Annotated in this window: 22 protein-coding genes and 3 pseudogenes; 9 read left to right on the forward strand and 16 right to left on the reverse strand. The window is 72.8% G+C overall.

The features are described 5' to 3' along the window. Nucleotides 1-60: 60 nt before the first annotated feature. Together M2163_RS40720 and M2163_RS40725 are read right to left on the reverse strand one after the other, a co-directional pair. A complete protein-coding gene (locus M2163_RS40720; RefSeq protein ID WP_280896531.1) occupies nt 61-744 on the reverse strand; it encodes a CBS domain-containing protein in 684 nt (227 codons plus the stop codon). A gap of 15 nt (nt 745-759) precedes the next feature. Further along, nucleotides 760-1,224, reverse strand: a complete 465-nt coding sequence (locus M2163_RS40725; RefSeq protein WP_280896532.1) for a cyclic nucleotide-binding domain-containing protein — start codon at nt 1,222-1,224, stop codon at nt 760-762. A 195-nt stretch (nt 1,225-1,419) separates the two neighbouring features. On the opposite strand from M2163_RS40725, the gene M2163_RS40730 reads away from it, so the two are divergent. Further along, on the forward strand, nt 1,420-1,608 hold the full coding sequence (locus M2163_RS40730) for a hypothetical protein (protein WP_280847846.1): 189 nt from the start codon (nt 1,420-1,422) through the stop codon (nt 1,606-1,608). A gap of 107 nt (nt 1,609-1,715) precedes the next feature. Here M2163_RS40730 and M2163_RS40735 read toward each other — a convergent pair whose 3' ends face one another. The 4 genes from M2163_RS40735 to M2163_RS40750 all read right to left on the reverse strand — a co-directional run bounded on the left by M2163_RS40735 (nt 1,716) and on the right by M2163_RS40750 (nt 5,998). Next, complete coding sequence (locus M2163_RS40735) at nt 1,716-2,111, reverse strand: STAS domain-containing protein (protein ID WP_280847845.1); 396 nt, start codon at nt 2,109-2,111, stop codon at nt 1,716-1,718. Nucleotides 2,112-2,730: 619 nt separating this feature from the next. Then, nucleotides 2,731-3,624: a universal stress protein gene (locus M2163_RS40740; RefSeq protein ID WP_280896533.1), complete on the reverse strand. Its 894-nt coding sequence runs from the start codon at nt 3,622-3,624 to the stop codon at nt 2,731-2,733. Nucleotides 3,625-3,948: 324 nt separating this feature from the next. After that, nucleotides 3,949-5,094: a sn-glycerol-3-phosphate ABC transporter ATP-binding protein UgpC gene (ugpC, locus tag M2163_RS40745; RefSeq protein WP_280847843.1), complete on the reverse strand. Its 1,146-nt coding sequence runs from the start codon at nt 5,092-5,094 to the stop codon at nt 3,949-3,951. 448 nt (nt 5,095-5,542) lie between these two features. Then, nucleotides 5,543-5,998 carry a hypothetical protein gene (locus M2163_RS40750; protein WP_280896534.1) on the reverse strand — a complete coding sequence of 152 codons (456 nt, stop codon included), beginning with the start codon at nt 5,996-5,998 and terminating at the stop codon, nt 5,543-5,545. Between the two features lie 6 nt (nt 5,999-6,004). Between M2163_RS40750 and M2163_RS40755 the strand changes: the two are divergent. The 3 genes and pseudogenes from M2163_RS40755 to M2163_RS40765 all read left to right on the forward strand — a co-directional run. Continuing rightward, a pseudogene (locus tag M2163_RS40755) lies at nt 6,005-8,152 on the forward strand (bifunctional polysaccharide deacetylase/glycosyltransferase family 2 protein); the annotation flags it as partial. Between the two features lie 135 nt (nt 8,153-8,287). Continuing rightward, nucleotides 8,288-9,343: pseudogene (locus M2163_RS40760) on the forward strand (acyltransferase family protein); the annotation flags it as partial. Nucleotides 9,344-9,466: 123 nt separating this feature from the next. Then, nucleotides 9,467-10,480 (forward strand): Gmad2 immunoglobulin-like domain-containing protein, encoded by a 1,014-nt coding sequence (locus tag M2163_RS40765; RefSeq protein ID WP_280896535.1) that lies wholly within the window; start codon nt 9,467-9,469, stop codon nt 10,478-10,480. A 369-nt stretch (nt 10,481-10,849) separates the two neighbouring features. Here M2163_RS40765 and M2163_RS40770 read toward each other — a convergent pair whose 3' ends face one another. Together M2163_RS40770 and M2163_RS40775 are read right to left on the reverse strand one after the other, a co-directional pair. Beyond that, nucleotides 10,850-11,335 carry a hypothetical protein gene (locus M2163_RS40770; protein WP_280847840.1) on the reverse strand — a complete coding sequence of 162 codons (486 nt, stop codon included), beginning with the start codon at nt 11,333-11,335 and terminating at the stop codon, nt 10,850-10,852. Nucleotides 11,336-11,510: 175 nt separating this feature from the next. After that, nucleotides 11,511-12,197: a phosphoribosyltransferase gene (locus tag M2163_RS40775; protein WP_348541370.1), complete on the reverse strand. Its 687-nt coding sequence runs from the start codon at nt 12,195-12,197 to the stop codon at nt 11,511-11,513. A gap of 252 nt (nt 12,198-12,449) precedes the next feature. Here M2163_RS40775 and M2163_RS40780 point away from each other — a divergent pair, with 252 nt between their 5' ends. The 4 genes from M2163_RS40780 (at nt 12,450) to M2163_RS40795 (ending at nt 15,000) form a co-directional block, all read left to right on the forward strand. After that, nucleotides 12,450-12,737 carry a hypothetical protein gene (locus M2163_RS40780; RefSeq protein WP_280896536.1) on the forward strand — a complete coding sequence of 96 codons (288 nt, stop codon included), beginning with the start codon at nt 12,450-12,452 and terminating at the stop codon, nt 12,735-12,737. A gap of 211 nt (nt 12,738-12,948) precedes the next feature. Further along, nucleotides 12,949-13,635, forward strand: coding sequence for a hypothetical protein (locus M2163_RS40785; RefSeq protein ID WP_280847838.1), 687 nt, complete (start codon nt 12,949-12,951; stop codon nt 13,633-13,635). Between the two features lie 62 nt (nt 13,636-13,697). Next, nucleotides 13,698-14,630 carry a universal stress protein gene (locus M2163_RS40790; RefSeq protein ID WP_280896537.1) on the forward strand — a complete coding sequence of 311 codons (933 nt, stop codon included), beginning with the start codon at nt 13,698-13,700 and terminating at the stop codon, nt 14,628-14,630. 79 nt (nt 14,631-14,709) lie between these two features. Beyond that, nucleotides 14,710-15,000 carry a DUF1876 domain-containing protein gene (locus tag M2163_RS40795; RefSeq protein WP_280896538.1) on the forward strand — a complete coding sequence of 97 codons (291 nt, stop codon included), beginning with the start codon at nt 14,710-14,712 and terminating at the stop codon, nt 14,998-15,000. 161 nt (nt 15,001-15,161) lie between these two features. Here M2163_RS40795 and M2163_RS40800 read toward each other — a convergent pair whose 3' ends face one another. From M2163_RS40800 to M2163_RS40815, 4 genes are read right to left on the reverse strand one after another with little or no spacing between them, the layout of a single operon-like run. After that, the gene (locus M2163_RS40800) at nt 15,162-16,715 is read right to left on the reverse strand and encodes an MFS transporter (RefSeq protein ID WP_280896539.1); all 1,554 of its coding nucleotides are present in this window, start codon (nt 16,713-16,715) and stop codon (nt 15,162-15,164) included. Between the two features lie 13 nt (nt 16,716-16,728). Continuing rightward, nucleotides 16,729-17,781 carry a class I fructose-bisphosphate aldolase gene (locus M2163_RS40805; protein WP_280847834.1) on the reverse strand — a complete coding sequence of 351 codons (1,053 nt, stop codon included), beginning with the start codon at nt 17,779-17,781 and terminating at the stop codon, nt 16,729-16,731. Further along, nucleotides 17,778-18,032 (reverse strand): hypothetical protein, encoded by a 255-nt coding sequence (locus tag M2163_RS40810; protein ID WP_280847833.1) that lies wholly within the window; start codon nt 18,030-18,032, stop codon nt 17,778-17,780. Before M2163_RS40810 ends, M2163_RS40805 begins: the two co-directional genes overlap by 4 nt. Before the next feature lie 40 nt (nt 18,033-18,072). Beyond that, a complete protein-coding gene (locus M2163_RS40815) occupies nt 18,073-18,729 on the reverse strand; it encodes a CBS domain-containing protein (protein WP_280896540.1) in 657 nt (218 codons plus the stop codon). Nucleotides 18,730-18,952: 223 nt separating this feature from the next. Here M2163_RS40815 and M2163_RS40820 point away from each other — a divergent pair. Continuing rightward, a pseudogene (locus tag M2163_RS40820) lies at nt 18,953-19,138 on the forward strand (DUF1918 domain-containing protein); the annotation flags it as partial. A gap of 214 nt (nt 19,139-19,352) precedes the next feature. Here the strand turns inward: M2163_RS40820 and M2163_RS40825 are convergent. The 4 genes from M2163_RS40825 to M2163_RS40840 are packed head-to-tail and all read right to left on the reverse strand — an operon-like array spanning nt 19,353 to nt 23,680. Continuing rightward, complete coding sequence (locus tag M2163_RS40825; protein ID WP_280896541.1) at nt 19,353-20,009, reverse strand: TrkA family potassium uptake protein; 657 nt, start codon at nt 20,007-20,009, stop codon at nt 19,353-19,355. Beyond that, nucleotides 20,006-20,665 (reverse strand): TrkA family potassium uptake protein, encoded by a 660-nt coding sequence (locus M2163_RS40830; protein WP_280847830.1) that lies wholly within the window; start codon nt 20,663-20,665, stop codon nt 20,006-20,008. Before M2163_RS40830 ends, M2163_RS40825 begins: the two co-directional genes overlap by 4 nt. Further along, nucleotides 20,662-23,502 carry a cation-transporting P-type ATPase gene (locus tag M2163_RS40835; RefSeq protein WP_280896542.1) on the reverse strand — a complete coding sequence of 947 codons (2,841 nt, stop codon included), beginning with the start codon at nt 23,500-23,502 and terminating at the stop codon, nt 20,662-20,664. The genes M2163_RS40830 and M2163_RS40835 overlap by 4 nt, the downstream gene beginning before the upstream one ends. Nucleotides 23,503-23,527: 25 nt before the next feature. After that, nucleotides 23,528-23,680 carry a hypothetical protein gene (locus M2163_RS40840; RefSeq protein ID WP_280896543.1) on the reverse strand — a complete coding sequence of 51 codons (153 nt, stop codon included), beginning with the start codon at nt 23,678-23,680 and terminating at the stop codon, nt 23,528-23,530. Nucleotides 23,681-23,719 lie beyond the last annotated feature (39 nt).

Genomic DNA, 23,719 nt, shown 5'->3' on the forward strand with positions numbered 1-23,719 from the left:
ACAACCGTGATACCCCCCGAGCACCTTTTCGAAGCGCTCAGGGCGTCTGAGCCCCGCATCTCAGGACTGTGCGGCCTTCGCGTCCGAGCCGATCGAGTCGCCTCGCTCCTCCGGTACGAAGTCCACGTCCACGACGCCCTCGACGCCGCGTACCAGCCTGGCGGCAACGGGGATCAGGTACGGGTCGCTGACGCGGCCGACCAGCCTGACAGCTCCGTCGTGCACCTCGACACGGATGGCCGACGAGGGGGTGGGGAACAGGTACGGCACCACTTCGCGCCGCACCTCCTCGGCGATCTCCTCGTCATCGCGCAGGAACACCTTGAGCAGGTCGGACCTGCTGACGATGCCCTCCAGCAGACCCTGTTCGTCCACCACCGGCAGCCGCTTGACCCTGGCGTGCGCCATGGTGCGGGCGGCCTGGGCGAGTGTCGTGTCCGGGCGAACGGTGAGTGCCGGAGAGGTCATCAGCTCGGCTGCGGTGACTGCGCCGGCCTTCGCCAGGTCGGTCAGGCGGCGCAGCTGGGTGCGGCGGTCGGGGTCGCTGTCGCGGAACTCCTCCTTGGGCAGCAGATCGGCCTCGGAGACGACGCCGACGACCCGGCCCCCGCCTTCGAGGACGGGCAGGGCGCTGATCTTCCGGTCCTGCATCAGCTGCACGATCTCCTTGAAGCGGGACTCGCGGCCGACGGCGGCGACGGTGCGGGTCATGACATCGCTGACGAGGTGCGGAGTGCCGTGCATGGTGACTCCTCGCGTTCAGAAGGTGCTGCCGGAACCGTGCGGGGCGTACAGGTCCAGGAGCCGGGTCCGGGCGGAGCGGAGGCGGTGGGCGAGCACGTCTCCCACCCACAGGGCCACCGTGTTGCCCATGGCCGGGTCCTCCTGGCACATCCGGCGCACGGCCGTGGCGTCGAACTCGTAGGCCCGTACCGGGGTCGTGGCCTCGGCGCCCAGGTGATAGGTGTGCGGGGTGAACAGCCAGGACCAGCCGACGAGTTCGTTGTGCCGCAGGGTCTCGATGACGGCCGCTCGACGGCCGGGCACGTGCATGTCGAGCTCGACGGTGCCCGTCCGGATGATCCAGAACCGGTCGGCCAGGGACCCCTCCTCGAACAGTCGCGTCCCTTGCGGGAAGGACACCTCACGGGCGACGCGCATCAGCCGTTCCCGGTGCTCGGCGGGCAGGGCGCGCAGTGTGCTGGGCGTGTAATCAGTGATCATGGCGTGCCTCCCGACGGGTGTGGGAACTCCCACTGCCAGCGTGTGCCCGCCGTCGCCGCCCGCGCTTGGGCCGGTCGGACCAACGGTTGGACCACTCGGCTTCGCCGCGACGACCTTCGGCACCCTGCACCGCCGCCGCCACGGCTGTTGCATGAAGGCGTGAGACAACCCGCCCGACGGAGGGGGGTGAGTTCTGTGGGTACCTCACTGACTCCCGATTTCTGGACGCTGTTCGCCGTGCTTCTGGTGATCTTCACCGTGGTCACCGTCGTGGTGAGTGCCGGAGTCGACGCACTGGTCGTACGGCTGCTGGGGCGCCGGCGGCCCGTCCACCGCCCGAGCAGGACCGCTGATCGGCCCGAGCGGCCCCTGGCGCACCTCTGAGGCGGGCCCAGAGGTGCGGAGCGAGAGACATCGGCACCCCGCCCCGTCCACCGTCGCCTCCCTCGCCCCGCTCGTGCAGCCCGCGGCCGGTTCGTCCGTCGGACCGGTCAGCCCATGGCGGCGGAGGGGGAGGCACCGCCGGCCGGCGTGGCGGCTTCCGTGGCGGGCAGGTCAGGGTGGATCTCGAACACGCCGCCCAGACCGGTCGCACGCAGGATCCGCAGGAAGCGGGCGTCGGAGGTGACCAGCCGGAGCCGTCCGTGGAGTGCCCGTGCGCGTTTCCGTGCCCGGCACAGCACGGCCAGTCCGGCGCAGTCGATGAAGGACACGGGACGCAGATCCAGCACCAGGTCGGGATGCGGTCCCGAGGTCAGGGTGTCGAGATGTGCCGTCAACGGCATCGCGGTCACGAGGTCCAGCTCGCCTTCGAGCGTGACGGTCGTGGTCCCGTCGACGGTGCGTACCGTGCGGGACAGAGCGGACCTCGTGTGGTAGGCGGACATGACCAGATATAAGCCGCATCGACGTTCTGCCGGGTAGGGCCGAACGGCCCCTGCCGGGCCGACCGGAAGGCCTGCGGACCACTGCGGTCGGGGCCCCCGGGTCTGCCGCGTCGGTGAACGCCGGTCGGAGCCGGTCCGGCCGGTGCGGGTCGGCCGGGAAGGTCCTGCTCGCTTCTGCCAGTGCCGGACATCGACCGGCTCATCGGGCGGTGTGCCCCGAAGGGCCTCGGCGTGGCAGGCGCAGGCCGCCCGCTGCGCCGACGACGGCAGCGCCCGGGTCTGCCGCGTCGGTGAACGCCGGTCGGAGCCGGTCCGGCCGGTGCGGGCGAAGACGCCCCGCTCGTCTCGGCCGGTGTCGGCCCTCGCCTCCGCCACTGCCGGCCCTCGGCTCTGCCACTGCCGGCCCTCGGCTCTGCCACTGCCGGCCCTCGGCTCTGCCACTGCCGGACACCGGACGGTTCACCGGGCGGCGTGCCCCGAAGGGCCTCGGCGCGGCAGTCGTACGCCGCCCGCTTCGCCGACGACGGCGTACCCGGGGTGCCGTGCCTGGCGAGAACAGGGAGCCGGACGTGTCCCCGGACACCGGCGATGTCGTGCCCGGCCGGTCGACGCGCCCCGCTCACTCGTGCGCCACCACGGCAACCGGGCAGCCGGCGTGATGCATCGCAGAGTGCGCGACGGACCCGGTGCGCGTGCCGAGGCGGCCGGTACGGATCCGGCGCCCGACGACCAGCAGTCCGGCGTCCTGCGCGGCGACCTGCAGAGCCCGCGAGGGGCGGGCCTCCACCACCAGTTCGCGGACCTCCACGGCGGGGAACTTCTCCCGCCACGGGGCCACGGCCGCGGACAGTGCACGCGCGGACGACGCGGCCACCGCCCGGTGCGCCCTCGCGACCGCCGCGGCCTGCACATACGGCAGCCGCCATGCGTGCACGACGCTCAGCGGAGCGGCACGCAGGGCCGCGCTCTCGAAGGCGAACGAGAGCACCTCCTCGCACGGGTGTCCCGGATCGACGCCGACCACGACGTCGCGGTACGGGGTGTGCGTCGAGGGCAGCCCCTCGGCGTCCGCCAGATGCTCGTCCGCCAACGTCTCAAGGGCCCGCACGAGCACGACGGGCCTGGCCACGTGGCCCACGACCACCTGGGTCACCGAACCCGCGAGGAACCCGCCGACTCCACTGACCGCCCGACTGCCCAGCACCAGCAGTTCCGCCTCGGCGCCCACCGCGACCAGGACGTCGGTGGCGGCACCCGTGATGTGCCGGGTGCTCAGGGAGAGCTGCGGGTAGGTCTCGCGCAGCCGGTCCGCGGCATCGCCGAGCATGCTCCGTGCCAGACAGCGCGGCCCGTTGAGTTCCGGCTGTTCCGTGTCACAGGGCGCCGTCACGCCCTCCCACGCCTGCACGACCTGAAGAGGCAGGCCGCGCCTGAGGGCCTCCCGGGCCGCCCAGCCGGCGGCGGCGAGGCTTCTGGTCGAACCGTCCAACCCCACGACAACAGGGCGCAACACGGTCAACACCTCCTCTGGCCGGTGCCCGCACGTCGATGTGCGGACCTCCGCGATTTCAGCATCGCCGCGCGGAAGCGCCACCGTGAGGGGCCGGTACGTCCAGAGCGTGAGGCCGAACGGCCCCTCCGCCTCCGGATGTTGCGTCGGGGACTGCCCCGGACTCCGCTGCCGCGAGCCCGCCGGGCCGGCCGCTGCCGGTGCGACGGCGGTCCCCCACAGCAGGAGGGCCGGAACGCGACCGCGTCCGCGACAGGCAGGTGCGTGCGTGTGCACGGTCGTGCACCGGGGGCCGGGGTCCCTGCCGACGCCGACAACCAGGGATGGTCAGCCCGGTGTGCGGTCGTCCGTTCCCGCGGGCAGGGCTCCGTCGTCCGGCAGCCGCAGACCGGTCTGTGCAGAGAACAGGTGTACGTCGTCCCCGTGCGGGACGATCCGCAGAGGCGAGCCCTTCTCCCAGCGTCCTCGCCCCGGGGCCCGGACGACGACCTGCGCGAGCTCCTGGCCCACCTTGGCGGTGGTGTGCAGATAGGTGACCGCGCCGGTGTCCTCGACGGCGTCGATCACGACCTCCAGGGCCGGCGTCTCCAGGTCCTCCGTGGACAGGAGCGTGAACTGCTCGGGGCGCACCCCCAGGACGATCTCCGGTGCCCCCTCCTCGTGGACCGCGGCGAGGACGGACCGGGGCAGGGCCAGGGGGAGGTCACCGAGGGCGGTGCCGTCCGCGGTGAGCGCGAGCCGGAAGAGGTTCATCGCGGGCGAGCCGATGAAGCCGGCGACGAAGGCGTTGGCCGGCTGCCGGAACACTTCCCTCGGGCTGCCCACCTGCTGGAGCACGCCGTCCTTGAGGACCGCCACCCGGTCGCCCATCGTCAGGGCCTCGACCTGGTCGTGGGTGACGTACACGGTGGTGGTGCCGAGCCGGCGCTGGAGCGAGGCGATCTGGGTGCGGGTCTGCACCCGCAGCTTGGCGTCCAGGTTCGACAGCGGCTCGTCCATCAGGAACACCCGGGGTTCACGGACGATGGCCCGCCCCATCGCGACCCGCTGACGCTGGCCGCCGGACAGGGACTTGGGTTTGCGGTCCAGGTAGTCGCCCAGGTCGAGGATGCCGGCCGCCTCGGCCACCCGGCCGCGGATGTCGCTCTTGCGCATCTTGGCGATCTTCAGGGCGAAGCCCATGTTGTCCGCGGCCGTCATGTGCGGATAGAGCGCGTAGTTCTGGAACACCATCGCGATGTCACGGTCCTTGGGCGGCAGACGGGTCACGTCCCGGTCGCCGATGCGGATGGTGCCCGAGTCGACCTCCTCGAGGCCGGCGAGCATCCGCAGGCTGGTGGACTTCCCGCAGCCGGACGGGCCGACCAGGACCATGAACTCGCCGTCGGAGATGTCCAGTTCGAGTGCGCGGACGGCGGGGCGGTCCATCCCGGGGAAACAGCGGGTTGCCCTGTCGAAGGTGACCGATGCCATGATCATTCCCTCCCCGAAAGCCCCCGGACTACGGCGTACCCGGAACGCTCGGCGAGGGGCGCGCCGGGACCCGGTCGTGTGGCACGGCTCAAGAGTCCGCTGGACGGCCCGGTCCGGGCAGGAGCCGGACGTCCTGTCTGTCGGTCCGGTCGACCCATGGGCGAGCGCGTGCGGGGGCGCGAGTCTGAGTACGGAGGGAGAGCCGCGTCCGGCTTTTCGCCGGAAGGGGGAAGACCATGATCCCGGGCAGGAACGGCGGGCCACGGTGGCACCTGCCGCACCGCGTGCGCAGCGCGGCGGGCACCGGGACCCTGCCGCTGACCCGGCCCGCGGTCACCCGGGCCGCCGCGGCGCCGGACGAGGCGCAACCCGTCTTCACCGACCGGACCGGGCGCCGCGCCCGCGTTCTTCGCCGACTCGCCTGGATCGTGGGGGTGTTGCTGACCGGCTACACCACGGTCCTGGCTCTCAGTTTCATGGGCGCGACGCCCTTCGCGCCCGGTTCCGTGCTTCCGGTACCGGGGGTGCCGTCCGAGGAACCCGGCACCGTACGGGAACCGCCGGGACAGGATCTCCCCGTCACGTCGGTCCCACCGTCCGCCCCGTCCGCCTCACCGACGGACATGCCGTCACCTTCGGGTTCGGTGACTGTGCCGCCACCGGGCGAAACCGCCCCGGTCACCCCGAAGCCGACGCCGACGCCGACAGCGACCGCGACGGACGGCGGTACACCGACGGCACCGCCGAGCACGCCGAGCACGCCGAGCACGCCCGGGACTCCGAGCCCGACCACGGGTGGGTCGGCCACCGCACCGGCCACCGGCCCGGGTGAACCGACGGCCACCTCCCCGTCCACGGTCCCAGGCGCGTCGTACGACGTCGCGTCGCCCGTCTCCACGGACACCGTCTGATGTCCGCGCCGGCCAGGAACTCTCCCCGCGGCCCGCAAGTCGTCCCCGCGGGGCGCCGCGGTGGCGCCGCGTCGCGTCCGCGGGTCTTCCTCCCGCTGCTCCTGCTGACCGCCCTCGTCGGCGTCCTGCTCCTGCACGGCTACGTCCACGGCGACTTCGCCGCCGACCACCGTGTGCATCCCCCGGTCTCGGCCGACCGGGTTCCGGACGAGGTGCTGAGCGGCGGACCCGTGGTGGACGCGCGCGGCTCCCCGGTGCGCAGCCATCGGATGCCGGCCGGCACCGTCGCCCTGACCTTCGACGACGGCCCCGACCCCACCTGGACCCCCCGGATCCTGGACGTGCTCGACCGGTACGGGGCCAAGGGCACCTTCTTCGTCACCGGATCGTCGGCCGCCCGGCACCCCGGTCTGGTCCGGCAACTGGTCGCCTCCGGTCATGAGATCGGCGTCCACACCTTCACCCACCCGGACCTCGGATACCAGTCGCAGGCCCGGCTGGACCGCGAACTCGCCCAGACGCAACTGGCGTTGGCGGGCGCGGCGGGTGTCCACAGCACCCTCGTGCGGCCCCCGTACTCGTCCGAGGCGGCCGATCTGGACAACCGGTCCTGGCCCGTGGTGCGCAGGCTCGGCGCGAAGGGGTACGTCACCGCCTTCGTCGACGTGGACGGCGAGGACTGGCGACGTCCCGGCGCCCACGCCATCGCCGACCGTGTCACCCGACCGCTGACCGGCCGAGGCGCGGTGGTGCTGCTGCACGACTCCGGCGGCGACCGGTCGCAGACGGTGCGCGCACTGGAGCGGATCATCCCCGCCCTCACCGACCGTGGCTACCGTTTCACCACCATCACCGGGGCACTGGGCGCGGACAGTGCGCAACACCGGGTGCACGGAACCCAGTTGTGGAGCGGGCGGATCTTCGTGGTGGCAGTGGTGACCGGCGAGCGGCTTGTTCCCCCGCTCGCCCTGCTGCTGGCCGCGGTCGGCGGACTGGTCCTCGCCCGACTCGTCGTGATGCCCTTCCTCGCCCGCCGGCACGCGGGCGTGCGCGCCGGCCCGCGCTTTCGCTGGGGACCCGAGGTCACCGAACCGGTCAGCGTCGTGATCCCCGCCTACAACGAGCGCGAGTGCATCACCCAGACCGTGCTGTCCGTGGTCCGCAGCACGCACCCCGTCGAGGTCGTCGTGGTCGACGACGGCTCGACCGACGGCACCGCCGACATCGTGCGCTCGCTCGCACTGCCCGCCGTCACCGTCGTACGACAGCCCAACGCGGGCAAGGCCGCGGCCCTCAACACCGGCGTGGCGCGGGCCTCCCACGAACTGATCGTGATGATGGACGGCGACACCGTCTTCGAGCCCGACACGGTGCACCGGCTCGTGCAGCCGTTCAGCCGCCCGGTCGTCGGCGCGGTCGCGGGCAACACCAAGGTCGCCAACCGCGGCCGGCTGCTGGGCACCTGGCAGCACCTCGAATACGTGATGGGCCTCAACCTCGACCGCCGTATGTACGACCTGCTGCACTGCATCCCCACGGTGCCCGGCGCCGTCGGGGCCTTCCGCCGCACCGCACTGCGGCACACCGGCGGGGTGAGCGCCGACACCCTCGCCGAGGACACCGACCTCACCATGGCACTGCACCGGGGCGGCTGGGACGTGGTCTACGAGGAGCGGGCCCGCGGCTGGACCGAGGCCCCCGCCACGCTCGGGCAGCTGTGGCGGCAGCGCTACCGGTGGAGCTACGGCACGCTCCAGGCGATGTGGAAGCACCGCCACGCGGTCGTCGAACGCGGACACGCAGGCCACTTCGGGCGCTACGGCCTCGCCCTCGTCGCCCTGTTCACGGTCCTCACACCCCTGCTCTCTCCCTTGATCGACCTGTTCCTGCTGTACGGACTGCTGTTCCAGGACCCGCGGCGCACGCTGCTGGCCTGGGGCGGGCTGCTCGCCGTGCAGCTGCTGTGCGCCGCCTACGCACTGCGGCTGGACGGTGAGAGGCTGCGCGTGCTGTGGGCGCTGCCGCTGCAACAGCTCGTCTACCGGCAGCTGCTGTACCTCGTGCTGCTCCAGTCCTGCGTCACAGCGGTGACGGGGGCCGGACTGCGCTGGCACAAACTGCGGCGCACCGGCCGGGTGACCGCCCCCGCGGCTCCGCGTCCCCTGCCCGCACCACCACCCGCCCTCCCACCGCCCGCCGGCCCACCGTCCGTGCCCCGGCGCCCGCGGGCCCCGGCGGAACCGGAACAGCCGAAGAAGGGCGGCCGGGACCTCTACCTGGACCTGCTGCGGGCCCTCGCCCTCGTCCGCGTGGTGGCCTACCACACCTTCAACTGGGCCTGGCTCACCCTGGTCTTCCCCGCCATGGGAGTGATGTTCGCCCTGGCCGGATCCCTGATGGCCCGTTCCCTGGACCGGCACGACCGCACCTCCGCGGCGGTGGTACGAGCCCGTATGCGCCGTCTGCTGCCACCGCTGTGGGCCTTCGCCGCCTGTGTGGTGGGCGTCATGCTGGGGCGGGGCTGGAACCCGGGGGAGGACGGCCGCGGCCTCCGGGGTTGGGCCGAACTCCTGTGGTGGATCGTGCCGTTGCACGATCCGCCCACCGACGGCAGCGCGTGGGCGCTCCAGGTCGCCGCCCCTCTCTGGTACATCCGCGCCTACCTCCTGTTCGTCCTGCTCAGTCCCCTCCTGCTGCGGGTGTTCCGCAAGGGGCCCTGGACGTGCGTGGCGGGCTTCCTCGTGCTCGCCGAGATCGCTCAGACCGGTCTCGTCCCGATGCCCGGCGCGCTGCGGGGGCCGGTCACCGACCTGGTCGTCTTCGGGGCCTGCTGGCTGCTGGGCTTCGCCCACCGCGACGGCCTGATCCACCGGCTCCCGGCGGCCCGCGTGGGGGCCCTGGCCGTGCTGACGACGGCGATCGGCGGCTGGTTCGCGTTCACCCGTCCCACCGACGAGGGCTACGACCTCGGCGAGATCCCGTTGGCGCAGGCCCTGTGGTCGTTCGGCTTCGTCCTGGTGCTGATGCGCTTCCGGCCGCGAGGCGACACATGGGTACGCCGGTACCGTGCGGTGCACGCGGCGGTGGTGCTGCTCAACGCCCGGGCGGTCACGGTCTATCTGTGGCACGAGGTGGCCCTCGTCCTCGGCGTGCTCCTCATCGACCGGATGTGGCGGGTGCACGCCCTGGAGACGACCCTGCCGCTGGCAGCCGACTGGTTCCTGTTCCTGCTCGCCTGGCCGCTCATCGGCGGGGCCGTCCTGCTGACGGGATGGGTCGAGGACGTGGCGGCACGCCGACGGCCCCGGCCCTGGCCGCGGCCGGCACCGCGCGCCTGATCCCGCGTCAGCCGGCGCATCCGCGCGCACGATGAGTGCCGTACGGCCCATACGCCCTGGTCCGTACGGCACTTGGAGCACTCGCGCCGAAGGAGTTGGCTGGGATCGTCGGAGGAGAATGCCATGCGTACGACCACGTCCACCCCGCGAACGTCCCCCTGGCTGCGCCCCGTGTCCGTCGCCGTGGCAGCCCTGCTCGTGTCATCCGTGGCGAGCGCGTGCGGCAGCGACACCGGTGCCGCGGGCACCTCGCCCGGCACCGGACAGCCGAGCACCCCGACCGCTCCGGGCACCCCGAGCTCACCGGACGCCGGCGGCACGGGCGGCACGGGCGGCACCGCGCCCCCGCCCGCCCCCAGCGGCTCCGGCCGACCCGGAACGTCCACGGCGCCGGCGACACCCTCCCGGCCGGGCGGCACACAGCGCCAGGTTCGGGCGTCCGTCTACTTCCTGCACGGCGAGAAGATCTCGCCCGCTCCGCGCACCGTGACCCCGCCCGCCACGGCGGCAGGGGCGCTGCGTGCCCTGCTGGCCGGGCCGAACCGCTTCGAACGCGCCCACCGGCGCACCACGGCCATTCCGTCGGGCACGGCACTCCGCTCGGTCGTGGTGCAGCGCCACGTCGCCACGGTGGACCTGTCCGGCCGTTACGACGACGGCGGCGGCAGCCTGTCCATGCGGGCCCGACTCGCCCAGGTCGTGTTTACCGCCACCCGCTTCCCGGCCATCGAGAAGGTGCGCTTCGAAGTGGACGGCAAACCGGTGACGTCCTTCGGGGGCGAGGGCATCGTCCTCAACGGACCGGTGGGCCGCGCCGACTTCGAGGAGCTGGCGCCGCTGGTGCTCGTCGAGTCCCCCCTGATCGGTGACACGATCCGCACGCCGGTACGGGTCTGGGGGAGCGCCAACACCTTCGAGGCCACCTTCCGGCTGAAGATCACCGACGCCGCCGGACACCGCGCGGCCGACGTCTACGCCACGGCGACCTCCGGCACCGGAACCCGGGGCACCTTCGACGTGACCATCCCGTACCGGACGACCCGCTCGGGCGCCGGTCTGCTCACCGCGTACTGGAACTCCATGGAGGACGGTCACGCGGTGATCGAGGACACCGTGCCCCTGACGCTCACGCGGTGAGACACACCAGGAGTCGGTGACGGTGCCTGATCCCGCGGCGGTCCTCGCAGTCGGTCCGGCGGTGTCGCCGGTGGACAAGGGGCCGGTCGGACCACGGTATGAATCGGTCGGCCCCTGCCGCGGACGTCGGCCGCGGTGCGAGGGTGAGGGCGAGCCCGTGAGAACGGCGGAGCCCCCCTACGGGGGTGCCGGTGTGGGGACCGGCGTCCGCCGCCGCGGCGACTCCTCGGAAAGGAAAGGCGGGGACGGGGCTGGCCGTTCGTCCTCGCACCGGGCCCACGCCCGCCGACCTGGTCGTGGGCCCGGTGCGCCTGCCTGCGCCAAAGCGCACACGAACTCGCCGCGGACGTAACCCCCGTGCGGCACAGGTCACTTGACGGTCTTGATGCCCGAGATGAGTCCGGTCGCCAGATCGGACTGGATCATCAGATGGGTACGGTGCGTGCGGTGGCCGTCCTGCCAGGTCAGGGTGACCCGGCTCCAGCAGTGCCCCATGCCGCTGTCGTTGTGGACGACGGACCACTGAGCGGGGACGCCCTTGGCGCGGAGCACGCCGTCCATGTGGTGGACGGCCTCCCACCGGGCCAGGGCGCGTTGCAGACCGGTCGTGAGGTAGTGGGCGCGCAGGGCGCCGGAGAGCTGTCCGTGGCCGGAGTCGTACAGGACGTCGACGTAGGCGCCGTAGAAGTCGGCGACCCGGTCGACGGCGGACGTCGGGCTGCCGCCGCGGCCCGGTGCGACGGCGGTGGACGTGGCGTCCGCCGTGTCACCGGTGACGGTTGCCGTCGCGAGCAGCCCGAGGGCCAGTACGACGGACCCCGTGCCTAGGTGGTGGAACGCGCGCAACGTGGACATGACGTTCTTCCTCCTTCCAGGAGGAGTGCGGAGCTGCCCTCACCACCAGTACATCGCGCGCGAGGGGGAGTCGGGTGGGCCAACCCGGCCTGTTCCGCGGGCCGTTCGGCACGGGTTCGCACCGACCGGTGCCGCGGAGGCCACCGCCGCCCGCGTCGACAGGTGGTCTCCCCGCCTACGGGTCGGGCGGGACGTGTGAGGTGACGTGGGAACGCGGGGCCGACGCGGACCGGGCGGCCCGCGCGAGCAGCGAGGCCACCTCCGTGTCGGAGGTCTGGGTGAAGTCGTGGTACCAGGCGCCCACCGCACCGAGGAAGCGCGGGCTGTGCAGGCACACCACCTCGTCGGCGGTCCTTCGCAGTCGCGCGACCGCGGAGGCCGCGCCCACGGGCACGGCGAGTACGATCCGTGCCGCTCCTCGGCCTCGTACCACCTCGCAGGCCGCATCGGCGCTGGCGCCGGTGGCGAGTCCGTCGTCGACGATCAGCACCGTCCGCCCCGCCGGCGGAACGGGGGCGCGCCCTTGACGGTAGCGGCTGACCCGCCGCTCCAGTTCGGTCCGCTCGGCGTCCTCCACGGCCGCCTGCTCGGCAGGGCCGAGTCCGCACGCTGCGACGACGTCGTCGTTGAGGACGCGCACGCCGTTCTCCCCGAGTGCGCCGAAGCCGAGCTCCGGCTGCCGGGGCACGCCGAGCTTGCGCACCACGAGCACGTCCAGAGGAGCGCTCAGCGCGTCGGCCACCTCGTAGGCCACCGGCACTCCGCCGCGCGGCAGTCCGAGCACCAGCACGTCCCGGCCGCGCAGGAAATCCAGACGCCGGGCCAACTGCCGCCCGGCCGCCCGGCGGTCGTCGAATCGCATCGGTCGCCTCCCTGCCCGCATACGCGCCCGTCGTCACTCGCCCCCGGGACGCGCGGTACCGGGGGGTCCTTCTCCTCTCCCTTCATTGCACCGCCGGACAGCGGGCGGGGGCAGGGCCGACGGCCCCCCTCCCGGGGCCCTTCGGCCCTGCCGCTCGCGGCCGGACACCGGGGAGACTGGAAGCGCAGGGGCGGACTCCGAGCGCCCGCAAGCGCCGCTCCGCCCGCGCCGTCGCGCCACCGGGAGGCGACCATGCGGCACATCGACGAACCCGTCGTGGACACCGGTTCCGCCCCGGACGGGCAGCCCCCGAAGACGCTGGAGCGACGGATGCGGGCCCTGGAGGAACAGATCGACATCCTGACGCTGGCCGTGCGCGCGCTCGTCGAGGGACTGGAGCGCGCGCCGGGCCTCCCGGGCGGGGGCGGCCGTGCCGCCAAGGGGGCGGATCTCGCCCACGACATCCTGCGGTCCCGGGACCGCACCTCGCCGCGAGCCGGGAGGTCGTACCACCATGGTCCGGCCGGCACGGACAGTTGAGCGCCGGCTGACGCCGCGCGGTGGGGTCTACCTCGCCCGCCCGCGCAGTCCTCACCGTGCCGGTCACCGCGGCGCGGACCCCCCGGTCGCCCTGCTCGGGGTCCGCCGTGCCGGCCACCACACCCTTTCCCGTACGACCGCCGGTGCGCGGTCCCGTTCCACCCCGCGCGCCGGCCTCTCACCACAGCCCTCGGGCGAAAAGGAGGACCCGATGTCCGCGCTGCGACCATGCCGACGAACGGGAGCCCTGCTGCTCCCCCTGCTGACCGGGGGTGCCTTGGCGCTCTACGCGCTGCGGTTCCGTCCCAGGCTGCTGACCTGGGGCGCGACCCAGGAGGAGACCGAGAGCGTCTACCCCGGCGACGAACTGGTGCCGGACGCCGACGGCACCTCGACGATGGCCACCACGCTGCCCGCGCCGCCCGAGGAGATCTGGCCCTGGCTCGTGCAGATGGGCGGTGACCGCGCGGGCTGGTACAGCTGGGACTTCCTGGACCACTTCGGAGAACCCAGCGCCGACCGCATCGTCCCCGAGTGGCAGCGGCTGGAGGAAGGACAGCGCCTGCCCGCAACACCTGACGGCAGGTCCTGGTTCACCGTGTCCCGACTGGAGCCGAACCGCACCCTGGTCCTGCGCTCCGACCTGAACCTGGCCTCCGGGCGCTCCTTCGATCCGCGCTCGCGCCCCCTGCCGGCAGCCCGTCTGGACGGAATCTGGAGCTTCCATCTGAAGCCCGCGCCCTTCGGGGAGAGCCGACTGGTGGTCCGCACCCGCGGCCAGGGACGCCCCCGTTGGCTGGCCGCCCCGCTCGACCTGCTGTTCGGGGAACCTGCGCACTTCGTGATGCAGACCCGCCAGTTCCACAACCTGCGCACCCGGCTCGACGCACGCCGCTGAAACGTGCCGGGTCACCGGCCCCGGGGCCTCGGAGGGCCTCCGGGGCGAGATGAGGTGGAGTGATGAGCGCGAGAGACCGCAAGAGCCTCTGGGACTACGCAGTCCACTCACCCGGGCCGCCCCTGAGCGGGCACGTCCTGGTCGGCGTGGACGGATCGCAGGAGGCCGGGCGTGCGCTCGACCGGGCGGCGGCGGAGGCACGGACCCGCCTCGCGCCGCTGGAGATCCTGCACGCCTGGCCGTGGGCCGGGCACGCGGCCGGGCCCGGCGCGGACGACCCGCGCTCCCGCGTCGACCGGGCGCGGGACGTCCTGGAGGACGCCGCCGCCCGTGTGCGCGAGCACGCCCCCGAACTGGAGGTGATCCAGACGCTGAGCCCGGAACCGGCGGCGACGGAGCTGGTGCGGCGCGGTGACCGGGCCGCGCTGACCGTGCTGGGCAGCCGTGGCTCGGGCCGGGTCGCCGAGGTGCTGGCACGGTCGGTGACCCTGCGGGCCGCGGCCCGCTGCGGCAGCCCGCTGCTGGTGGTGCGCGGCGCCTGGGCGCCCGTCGAACCGGAGCACGGCACGGTGCTGGTGGGGGTGGCCGACGACGTCGATGCCGGTGCCGCGCGGTTCGCCTTCGAGGAGGCACACCGGTACGGGGCGCAGGTGTGGGCTCTGCACGTGTCGGCCGTGCCGGAGCTGTCGGGCGGCCTGCGGGCGCCTCCCGCCGAGCGGCCGGGGACAGACCTGAGGACTCTGCTCGAGAGCGAGGCCGCGGTGCCCCGGACGACGGTGGCCGCGCTGCGAGAGAAGTTTCCGGAGGTGGGCGTCCGGATCGACACGGTCCGGGGTGCCGCCGGGGCCCTGGTGGAGGCCACGCGCGTGGCCGACCTGGTGGTGATCACGGCACGTCACCGGCACGGGCGGGGACTCGGCCCCCATACCGGTTCGTTCACCCACGCCCTGCTCCACCACGCACACTGCCCGGTCGCCCTCGTGCCCGTCGGCTGAGGACGACCGAAGGGAGCGATGGGATCCGCGCACCGGATCCGCATCGGTCGACAGTCATGACGCAGACCAGGAGGCAGCCATGTCGCACACGCTGGAATGGACGGTCCGCCTCTTCCTCTTCGAGGACGAGGGCGCGACGAAGGCGCGGGTGGTGCTGGACACCGGAACCACCTCGCTGACCGGTCATGGAGCCGCGCACTGCAGTCCCGCGGACACCGACGTGCCGGAGATCGGTGACGAGCTGGCCGCGGGCAGGGCTCTGCACGACCTCGCCCGGCAGCTCGTGAACACCGCCGAGGGCGACATCGAGGGCCTGGGCACGTCGGCGACGAAGCGGGAGACGCCTTCGGCGGTCGGCTGGTCCATGTGACCTTCGGACGACAGCCTGTGCCGTTGCTGCGGGCGGGAGCCGACGCGCGGCGGCCCTCGGCGAGCGTGCCGGTCACCGGGGCGACGATGACCGGCACGCTCCGCTGCGACTCCCCGCTTGCCGGGTGTCACATCCGTCCGCCGGAACCGCACCGGGCGCCGTCAGTCCGAGGGCGGACGGGACGGCAATGCCGAGAAGGCCAGCAGGGCTCCGGCCGCGGCGACGGCGGAGCCGACCGTGAGGCCGAGGCCCATACCGCTGACGAACGCCGAACGGGCCACTTCCGCGAGCATCCGACCCGCCGTGCCGCCGACCCGGTCGGCCAGCGAGAGCGCCCCGCCGAGCGAGCCGAGGACGCTGTCCGACACCTCCGCGGGCAACCGGTACGGGGCCAGCCGCGGCCCCATGCGGTCCTGGTAGCGGGTCGTCAGCAGACTGCCGACGACGGCCACGCCCAGCGCCCCGCCGAGTTGGACGGAGACCCCGTTGGTCGCCGACCCGACCCCTGTGTCACCGGGCGGCAGGGTGCCCATGAGGGAGTCCAGGGCGGCCGGGACGACGAGACCGGCGCCCAGGCCCAGCAGCATCATGCCGCCGAGCACGTCGCCGTACGTCGAGGAGGACTGCGCGGTGGACAACTGCCACAGGCCGCCGGACACGACGAGCAGTCCCGCCCCCACCACCGCCTTGGTGCCCGCCCATCGCACCAGGACGGGGGACAGCGGCGCGACCACCGCCAGCAGACCGGCCACCGGCAGGATGCGGACGCCCGTCTCCAGAGCGGTGTAGCCGAGACCGAACTGGAGGTACTGGGTCAGGACGAACAACGCCCCGAACAGCCCGAACATCGCCAGGGACACCGAGGCGGTCGCGATCGAGAACCGGCGCCTGCGGAAGAAGCCCAGGTCGAGCATGGGGTGCGTGCTCGCCCGCTCCCAGAACACGAAGCACACCAGTACCGCAAGCCCGGCGCCGCCCGCCCCGAGCACCACGCCTGACGTCCAGCCGCGCACCGGCGCCTCGATGATCGCCCACAGCAGCAGGCCGAGTGCGGCGATCGACAGCACCGCACCGACCGGATCGGGGCGCAGTGCGGCCGGGTTGCGGGACTCGGGCACCAGCAGCAGCACACACACCAGGCCGACGAGGGCGACGGGGATGTTGACCCAGAAGACCGAGCCCCACCAGAAGTGCTCCAGCAGCAGGCCGCCGGCCACCGGGCCGATGGCGATGCCCAGCCCGCTGGTGCCGGCCCAGACGCCGATCGCCCGCCGCCGCTCCACGGGGTCGCGGAACACGTCGGTGATGATCGACAGGGTGGCCGGCATCATCATGGCCGCTCCGATGCCCATGGCCGCCCGTGAGGCGATGAGCATGTCGACGGAGCCGGAGTAGGCGGCCCACGCCGACGCGCCGCCGAACACCACGAGGCCGGCGGCGAAGACCCGTCGGCGCCCGAACCGGTCCGCGCTGCTGCCGGAGACCAGCATCAGCCCCGCGAAGACCAGCGCGTAGGCATCCACCACCCACTGCAGTTCGGTCGTCGTCGCGTCGAGTTCCCGCACCAGGGCGGGCAGGGCCACGTTCAGGATCGTGTTGTCCAGCGACACGATCAGCAGGGACACACAGAGCACCACGAGCGTGCTCCAGCGGTTGCCCGTCCCGTGGTCTTCCGGCGCCTCGGAGGCCGGGGGCATGTCCCGTACGTTCGCCATGGCCGCTCCTTCGTCAGGCGATGGTGACGTCGTCGTCGAGGTAGACGTCCTGCACGGCGTGGAGGAGGTCGATGCCCTCGCGGGTGGGGCGTTGGAAGGCTTTGCGGCCGGTGATGAGTCCGGTGCCGCCGGCCCGCTTGTTGATGACCGCGGTCCGCACGGCCTGGGCCAGGTCGCCGTGACCGGCGGAGGCGCCGCCGCTGTTGATGAGTCCCACCCGGCCCATGTAGCAGTTGGCGACCTGCCAGCGGGTGAGGTCGATCGGATGGTCGGTGGTGAGCCCGCCGTACACCAGCTCGTGGGTCTTTCCGAAGCCCAGCGCGCGATAGCCGCCGTTGTTCTCCGCCTGCTTCTGCTTGACGATGTCGGCCTCGATCGTGACGCCGAGGTGGTTGGCCTGGCCGGTGAGGTCCGCCGACGTCGCGTAGTCCACGCCGTCCTTCTTGAACGCCGGATTGCGCAGATAGCACCACAGCACGGTGAACATGCCCAGCTGGTGGGCGCGGGCGAAGAGTTCGCTGACCTCCCGCAGCTGGCGGTCGGACTGCTCCGAGCCGAAGTACACCGTGGCGCCCACCCCGGCCGCGCCCAGGTCGAAGCACTGCTGGACGCTGCCGAACATGATCTGGTCGTAGTGGTTGGGGTAGGTCAGCAGTTCGTTGTGGTTGAGCTTCACGACGAAGGGGATCTTGTGCGCGTACCGCCGTGACACGGCCCCGAGCACGCCCAGGGTGCTCGCGACCGCGTTGCAGCCGCCCTCGACGGCGAGCTCGACGATGTTCTTCGGGTCGAGGTAGCGGGGGTTGGGGGCGAACGCGGAGGCCGCGGAGTGCTCGATGCCCTGGTCGACGGGCAGGATCGACACGTATCCGGTGCCGGCCAGGCGGCCGTGGTCGAAGAGGGACTGGAGGTTGCGCAGCACCCGCGGCGAGCGGTCCGTCGCGGCCATGACCCGGTCGACGAAGTCGGGTCCCGGGAGCTCCAGGTCTTCCTTGGGGATGCCCTGGGCGGTGTGGGTCAGCAGGTCCTTGCCCTCGTCGCCCAGCAGTCCTGGGATGTCGGTCATCGTTCCACCTCTCCTTGCTGTCCGGTTGTGATGCGCCGTGGGGAAGGCGGGCCGGCCGACACCCCGCACGGGACACGGCCGACGTCCGCCGCGCGGGCCACGGTGCCGGTGCGCCGCGAGATCCCGTACCGCGGCGGATCGGGCCGGTCCTCCCGCGGGCCGACGGCCTCGAAGCCGTGCTCTTGGACGTCCCCGCGGATCCCGGTGTCGCGGCCTGAGCCGTCGCCGCCGGTCACAGCAGCGGCGGCCACGTTTTCCTCCCTCCCCCGAGTGGGTCCGGTCGAGGTGACGTCAGGAAGCGGCGCCCACCCGGTGCCCGATGCGTGCGTCCACCGAGACCACGCCGTCGACGCCGGCACACAGTCGCTCGATGACGGGGACCAGGCTGGGCGCGTCGACGGAACCCCGCAGGGTCACCCGCCCCTCCCGCACCTCGGCTGTCACGTCGAAGGGCGCGAGGCCCAGCGTCTCGTGCAGCACGGACCGCATGATCTCCTCGCGGATGGCCTCGTCCCTGCGCAGGAACACCCGCAGCAGGTCGGCGCGGCTGACGATGCCCTTGAGACGGCCTGCCTCGTCGACCACGGGCAGCCGCTTGACGCTGCGGAAGGCCATGAGGCGGGCCGCCTCGACCACGCTCCACTCCGGCTGCGCGCACACGGCAGGGGCCGACATCACCTCCTCGGCGGTGACGCCCTCGGCCCTGGCCCGCTCCCACTCCTGCGGAACCGGCAGTGGCACAGGCGTGGCCGGGTCCGTCCGAGTGGCGCACCTGCGCAGCAGATCGGCCTCGGACACCACGCCCACGGGCCGGTCCAGCTCGTCCACCACGGGGACGGCGGTGACGTCGTTGTCGGCCAGCATCCGGACGATCTCCTTGAACGCGGTGTCACGCCGGGCCCGCACGACTTCATGGGTCATCAGATCGGCAACCGTACGGTGACGCATGGCGCGCCTCCCTGCTTTCCGGGTGACGGACGGCGGCCGTCACCCTTCCAGGGTGTCAGCGCTCCGCGTCGCGATGGAGTGCCGCCCAGGTTCCCTTGAGGGCCGGACGGCCCGGAATCAGGGGCCGTTCGGCCCACCCGGAGGAGGTTCCAGAGCCCAAGCGGCGGCCCGTCGCCGGTGCCAGGGTGGATACAGGAGCAGTCCGAGGAAGCGGGTGGAGAACATGCGAGCTCAACTCGGCGACGTACTCGTGGTGGAGAGCCCGACGACCGGCGTCACCAAGCGGGACGGCCGGATCGTCGGACTGCACCACGACGACGGAACGCCACCCTACGAGGTGCGGTGGTCGGACACGGACCAGGTGACGCTCGTGTTCCCCGGCCCGGATGCCCACGTCCGGCACGTCCAGGACGCGGCCGGCTGATCGGACGCGCCCTTCCCTCGTACGTCGTTCCGGTGCCGGAGGGGCAGACGGGCACCGGACCGTCCTGTGCGGCATGTCCGAGCGCCGTCGCGCGCCGAGCCGCACCCCGTGTGCGTGACCGTTCACCGGCGGTCACGCACACGTTCGCGTGCCCGCCGCCGTCTCCGCCGTCTCCGCCGTGTCCGAGGTGTCCGAGGTGTCACTGGAACGCCGCATGCACCTCGCTCTCCGTCGCGGCGTGGGAGACGACGAGCACCACGTCGCCCTCCCTGAGTGAGAAGTCGGGGGCGGGAGCCATCGGGTCGCCGTCGCGCACGACGGTGGCGACGACGATGCCGGACGGCACGGCCAGATCCGCGAGGGTGTGACCCACCGCGCGGGACTGTCCGGTGATGACGGTCTCGATCACGTTCACACCCGCCTTGCTCAGCCGCAGCAGCGCGACCGTGTCGGTGGCGCTGGTCGCCTCCTCGATCAGGGAGATGAGCGGCGCTGCGGCCGGTACGGCGGTGTCGACACCCCAGTGCGGGGTGAAGAGCCAGGCGTTGTCGTCGTCGTTGACGCGGGCGATGACCCGGGCGACTGCGAACTGGCGCTTGGCGAGGAGGCTGATGACCAGGTTGTCCTCGTCCTCCCCGGTGGTGGCGACGACGAGGTCGGCTCCGTGGGCGCCCGCGGCCTCCAGGACGGACGGTTCGCAGGCGTCCCCCACCCGCACGTCCGCGGGCACGTGTCCCTGGAGTTCGGCGGCCCGGGTGTCGTCCTGGTCGACGAGCGTGACCTGGTTGCGGGCGGCGCCCAGCACCTGGGCGACCTGGGTGCCGAGGCGCCCGGCCCCGGCGACGACGACCTTCATGTCCCGAGCTCCTTGTCCAGGAAGCCGCGCAGCCGGCCCAGCGCGTCGGCGGCGACCGCGAACGTGACGAGATCGTCCGTCTCGGCCGGCGTGTGGTGCGTGGGCAGGAACGACCGGCCCCCGCGGGTGACCTCGACGACCCGGATCTCGCCCTCGACCTCCAGGTCACCGAGCGGCCGGCCGGTGAGATAGCCCGGCAGCAGGGAACGCAGCAGCAGGGTCTCGCCGTTGCCGAAGTCGAGTTCCGGTGTGAGATGGCGGTGCAGCAGCATCTGGTGCAGCTGATGGACCGTCCAGCGCACGCTGGCGATCGTCGGGATGCCCAGTTCGCGGTAGATGTCGGCACGCCGGGGGTCGTAGATGCGGGCCAGCACGATCGGCACGCGGTACGTCTCCTTTGCCGTGCGGGCGCTGACGATGTTGGTGTTGTCGCCCGAGGTGACGGCCACGAACGCGTCGGCGAGCTCGATGCCCGCGCTCTCCAGCAGCGTGCGGCTGAACCCGTTGCCGTGCAGGACCTGACCGGAGAACCCGGGGGGCAGCAACCGCTCGGTCCTGGGATCGCGGTCGATGACGCGGACGTCATGGCCCTCGTTGACCAGTTGGGCGGCCAGCGCGGAACCGACGCGGCCGCAACCCACCACGACGACTCTCATGACGTCGCCTCCTTGTCGTTGTCGACGGCGGCCTTCTCGATGGTGACCGGGGTGCGGCGCACCCACCACTTGCGGGCCTCCTCGGCGGCCAGCAGCAGCATGCCGAAGCCGGTCAGGACCGCCCAGTCCGTCACGGCGAGAGGTGCCGTGTGGAACACCCTCTGCAACGGAGGCGCGTAACTGATGGCGGCCATCAGTGCGACGCCGAAGCAACCGGCCGCGATCAGGCGCGGGTTGGAGAACAGTCCGGTGCCGAACACGCTGAGCCGGTCGGTGCGCACGGCCAGGGCGTTGAAGAACTGGCCCACCACGATGGCGGCCTGCGTGAGGGTGATCGCCTTGCGGTAGGCGGGGTCGTCGGCGGTGAAGTCGGCGTAGGCGATCCCCGAGGCGTGTATCTGCCAGAAGAACACGGTGCACACCCCGAGGGACATCAGGGTGCCGAGGAAGAGGAACCGGCGCACGAGTCCGCCGGAGAACAGCCGCTCGTGGCGGTCGCGGGGAGGACGATCCATGGTGTCGCGCTCGGGCGGCTCCGCTCCCAGCGCCAGGGCCGGAAGAACGTCCGATCCCAGGTCGATGGCGAGGATCTGCATGGCGGTCAGGGGCACCAGCGGGAAGCCCGCGAAGGCGGCGGCCAGGATCGGCACCAGTTCGGCGATGTTGTGGCTGAACAGATAGGCGAGGAACTTGCGGATGTTGCGGTAGACGGACCGGCCCAGCTCCACCGCGGCGGTGATGGACGCGAACGAGTCGTCGAGAAGCACCATCTCGGACGCCTCGCGGGCGACGTCCGTGCCACCGGCTCCCATGGCGACGCCGATGTCGGCGTGTTTGAGCGCGGGCGCGTCGTTCGCCCCGTCGCCGGTGACGGCGACGACCTCGCCGCGGGCCTGAAGCGCCGCGACGACCCGCATCTTGTGCTCGGGACTGACCCGGCACAGCAGCAACTGCCCCGGGGCCGCCACCAGGGCGTCGAGCGCGGCCGCGTCCAGGGTGTCGAGCCGGGAGCCGGTCACCACGGTGGGGGAGGGGTCGGTGACGATGCCGACCCGGCGGGCGATCGCCTCGGCGGTCAGCGGGTGGTCACCGGTCAGCATCACGATCCGGATGCCGGCCCTGCGGCACGCCCGCACCGCCTCGGACACCTCGGACCTGGGCGGATCGAGCATGCCGAGCAGCCCGAGGAAGGTCAGGCCGGACTCCGCCGCCGCCACGTCGTCGGTGGCCTCGTCCATCCGGCGTACGGCGACGCCCAGGACCCGTAGTCCCTGGCCGGCCATCGAGTCGTTCGCGTCGACCACGCCCTTGCGCAGTTCCTCGGTGAGCGGCAGCGCCGTGTCGTGGAGCCGTATGCGGGTGCAGCGGGCGAGGAGTTCCTGCGGTGCGCCCTTGACGCACAGCGTGTCCCCGTCGGCCCGGCGGTTCCGGGTGCTCATCAGCTTGCGGACGGGATCGAAGGGGAACTCCCCGATCCGTGGGGCCGCCTCCTTCTCCGCGTCGGCGTCCAGCCCCGCCTTGGCCGCCGCGACGATGATCGCGCCCTCCGTGGTGTCCCCGAGGATCCGCCACCCCTCGTGCCCGGTGGGCGGCACCAGCCGGGCGTCCGTGCACAGAACGGCGCTGCGCAGCAGCTCACGCACGGGACCGGCGTCGGCCACCTCGCCGACCGGCGCGTATCCCACGCCGGAGACCGGATGCCAGGCTCCCTCGCCCCAGATCCGGGTGACGGTCATCTCGGCCTGGGTGAGGGTGCCGGTCTTGTCCGTGCAGATCACCGTGGTGGACCCCAGTGCCTCCACCGCGAGCAGGCGCTTCACCAGAGCCTGGCGGCGGGCCATCCGGCGTACCCCGATGGCCAGCGACACCGACAGCGTCGCGGGCAGCCCCTCGGGTACGAGAGCGACCATCACTCCCAGCGCGAACACGAAGGCCGACACCAGTGGCTGGCCCGTCTGCAGGCGCAGCGCGAACACGGCGGCCCCGATCGCGATCGCGAGTGCCGCGACGCGCCGGGCCATCAGCGCCACCTCGCGCTGCAACGGCGTCTTCTGCTGCGGTGCCTCCTGAGTGAGCCGGAAGATCCGGCCGAACTCCGTGGCCGCCCCGGTCGCGTGGACGACGGCCTTGCCGGATCCGGAGACCACCGTGGTGCCCATGAAGACACAGTTGCGGGAGTCCAGGGCGCTGGCCGCGGAGCTCGGCTCGGGTGTCCGGCCGACGGCCGAACTCTCCCCGGTCAGAGGCGCGTTGTTCACCGACAGACCATGTGCCTCCACGACCCGGCAGTCCGCGGACACCGCGTCCCCCGCCTCCAGCGACACGAGGTCGCCGGGCACCAGCGCCGCGGACGGCAGCTCCCGCCGCCGGCCGTCCCGCAGGACGCGGGAGGTGTGGGGCACCATGGCCTGGAGCGTCTGGGCGGTGCGCTCGGCGGAGTACTCCTGGACGAAGCCGATCACGGCGTTCAGGACGACGACGCCCAGGATCGCGAAGGCGAGCTGGAGGTTGCCGGCGTCACGCGGGTCCTGGAGCGCGTACGCGAGGAACGTCAGGGCGGACGAGACGAGCAGGACCACCGCGAACAGGTCGGTGAACTGCGCCGCGAACCGGCGCCACAGTCCCCTGGGGCGCGGTCGTGCCAGCTCGTTGGGGCCGTACGTCCGCAACCGTACGCCCGCCTCCTGGGAGGAGAGCCCGCGCGCGGAGACGCCGAACGCCTCGAAGACCTCGTCCGGAGCCAGCCGCTGCACCGGCGGGCCGGGTCCGCCGGGCGGCGTGGCCGCTCGCGGCGGGGCGCTGTCGGCCGGAGCACCGGCGACGAGGTGACGTGGCACCGGACCCCCAGGGGCGACAAGTCGGTCAGACGGACACGCCCGGCCCCGGCCGGACGCCCGACGCGGGCGGATTGGGCGGGATGCTGCGGCCGAAGCGACGAGGGAACACGACGAGCCGGTGCGCCCGCGCCCCGGCAGGCCACGGCGTGGGGCCGGGCAGCTCCGTCGGCACGGGCATGCTGCGCTCCTCCTCGTCAGCGCCGGCCGCTGCGGTGCG

Origin of the sequence: Streptomyces sp. SAI-135 (genome assembly GCF_029893805.1) — a bacterium.
In the GTDB taxonomy this organism is placed as follows: Bacteria; Actinomycetota; Actinomycetes; order Streptomycetales; family Streptomycetaceae; genus Streptomyces.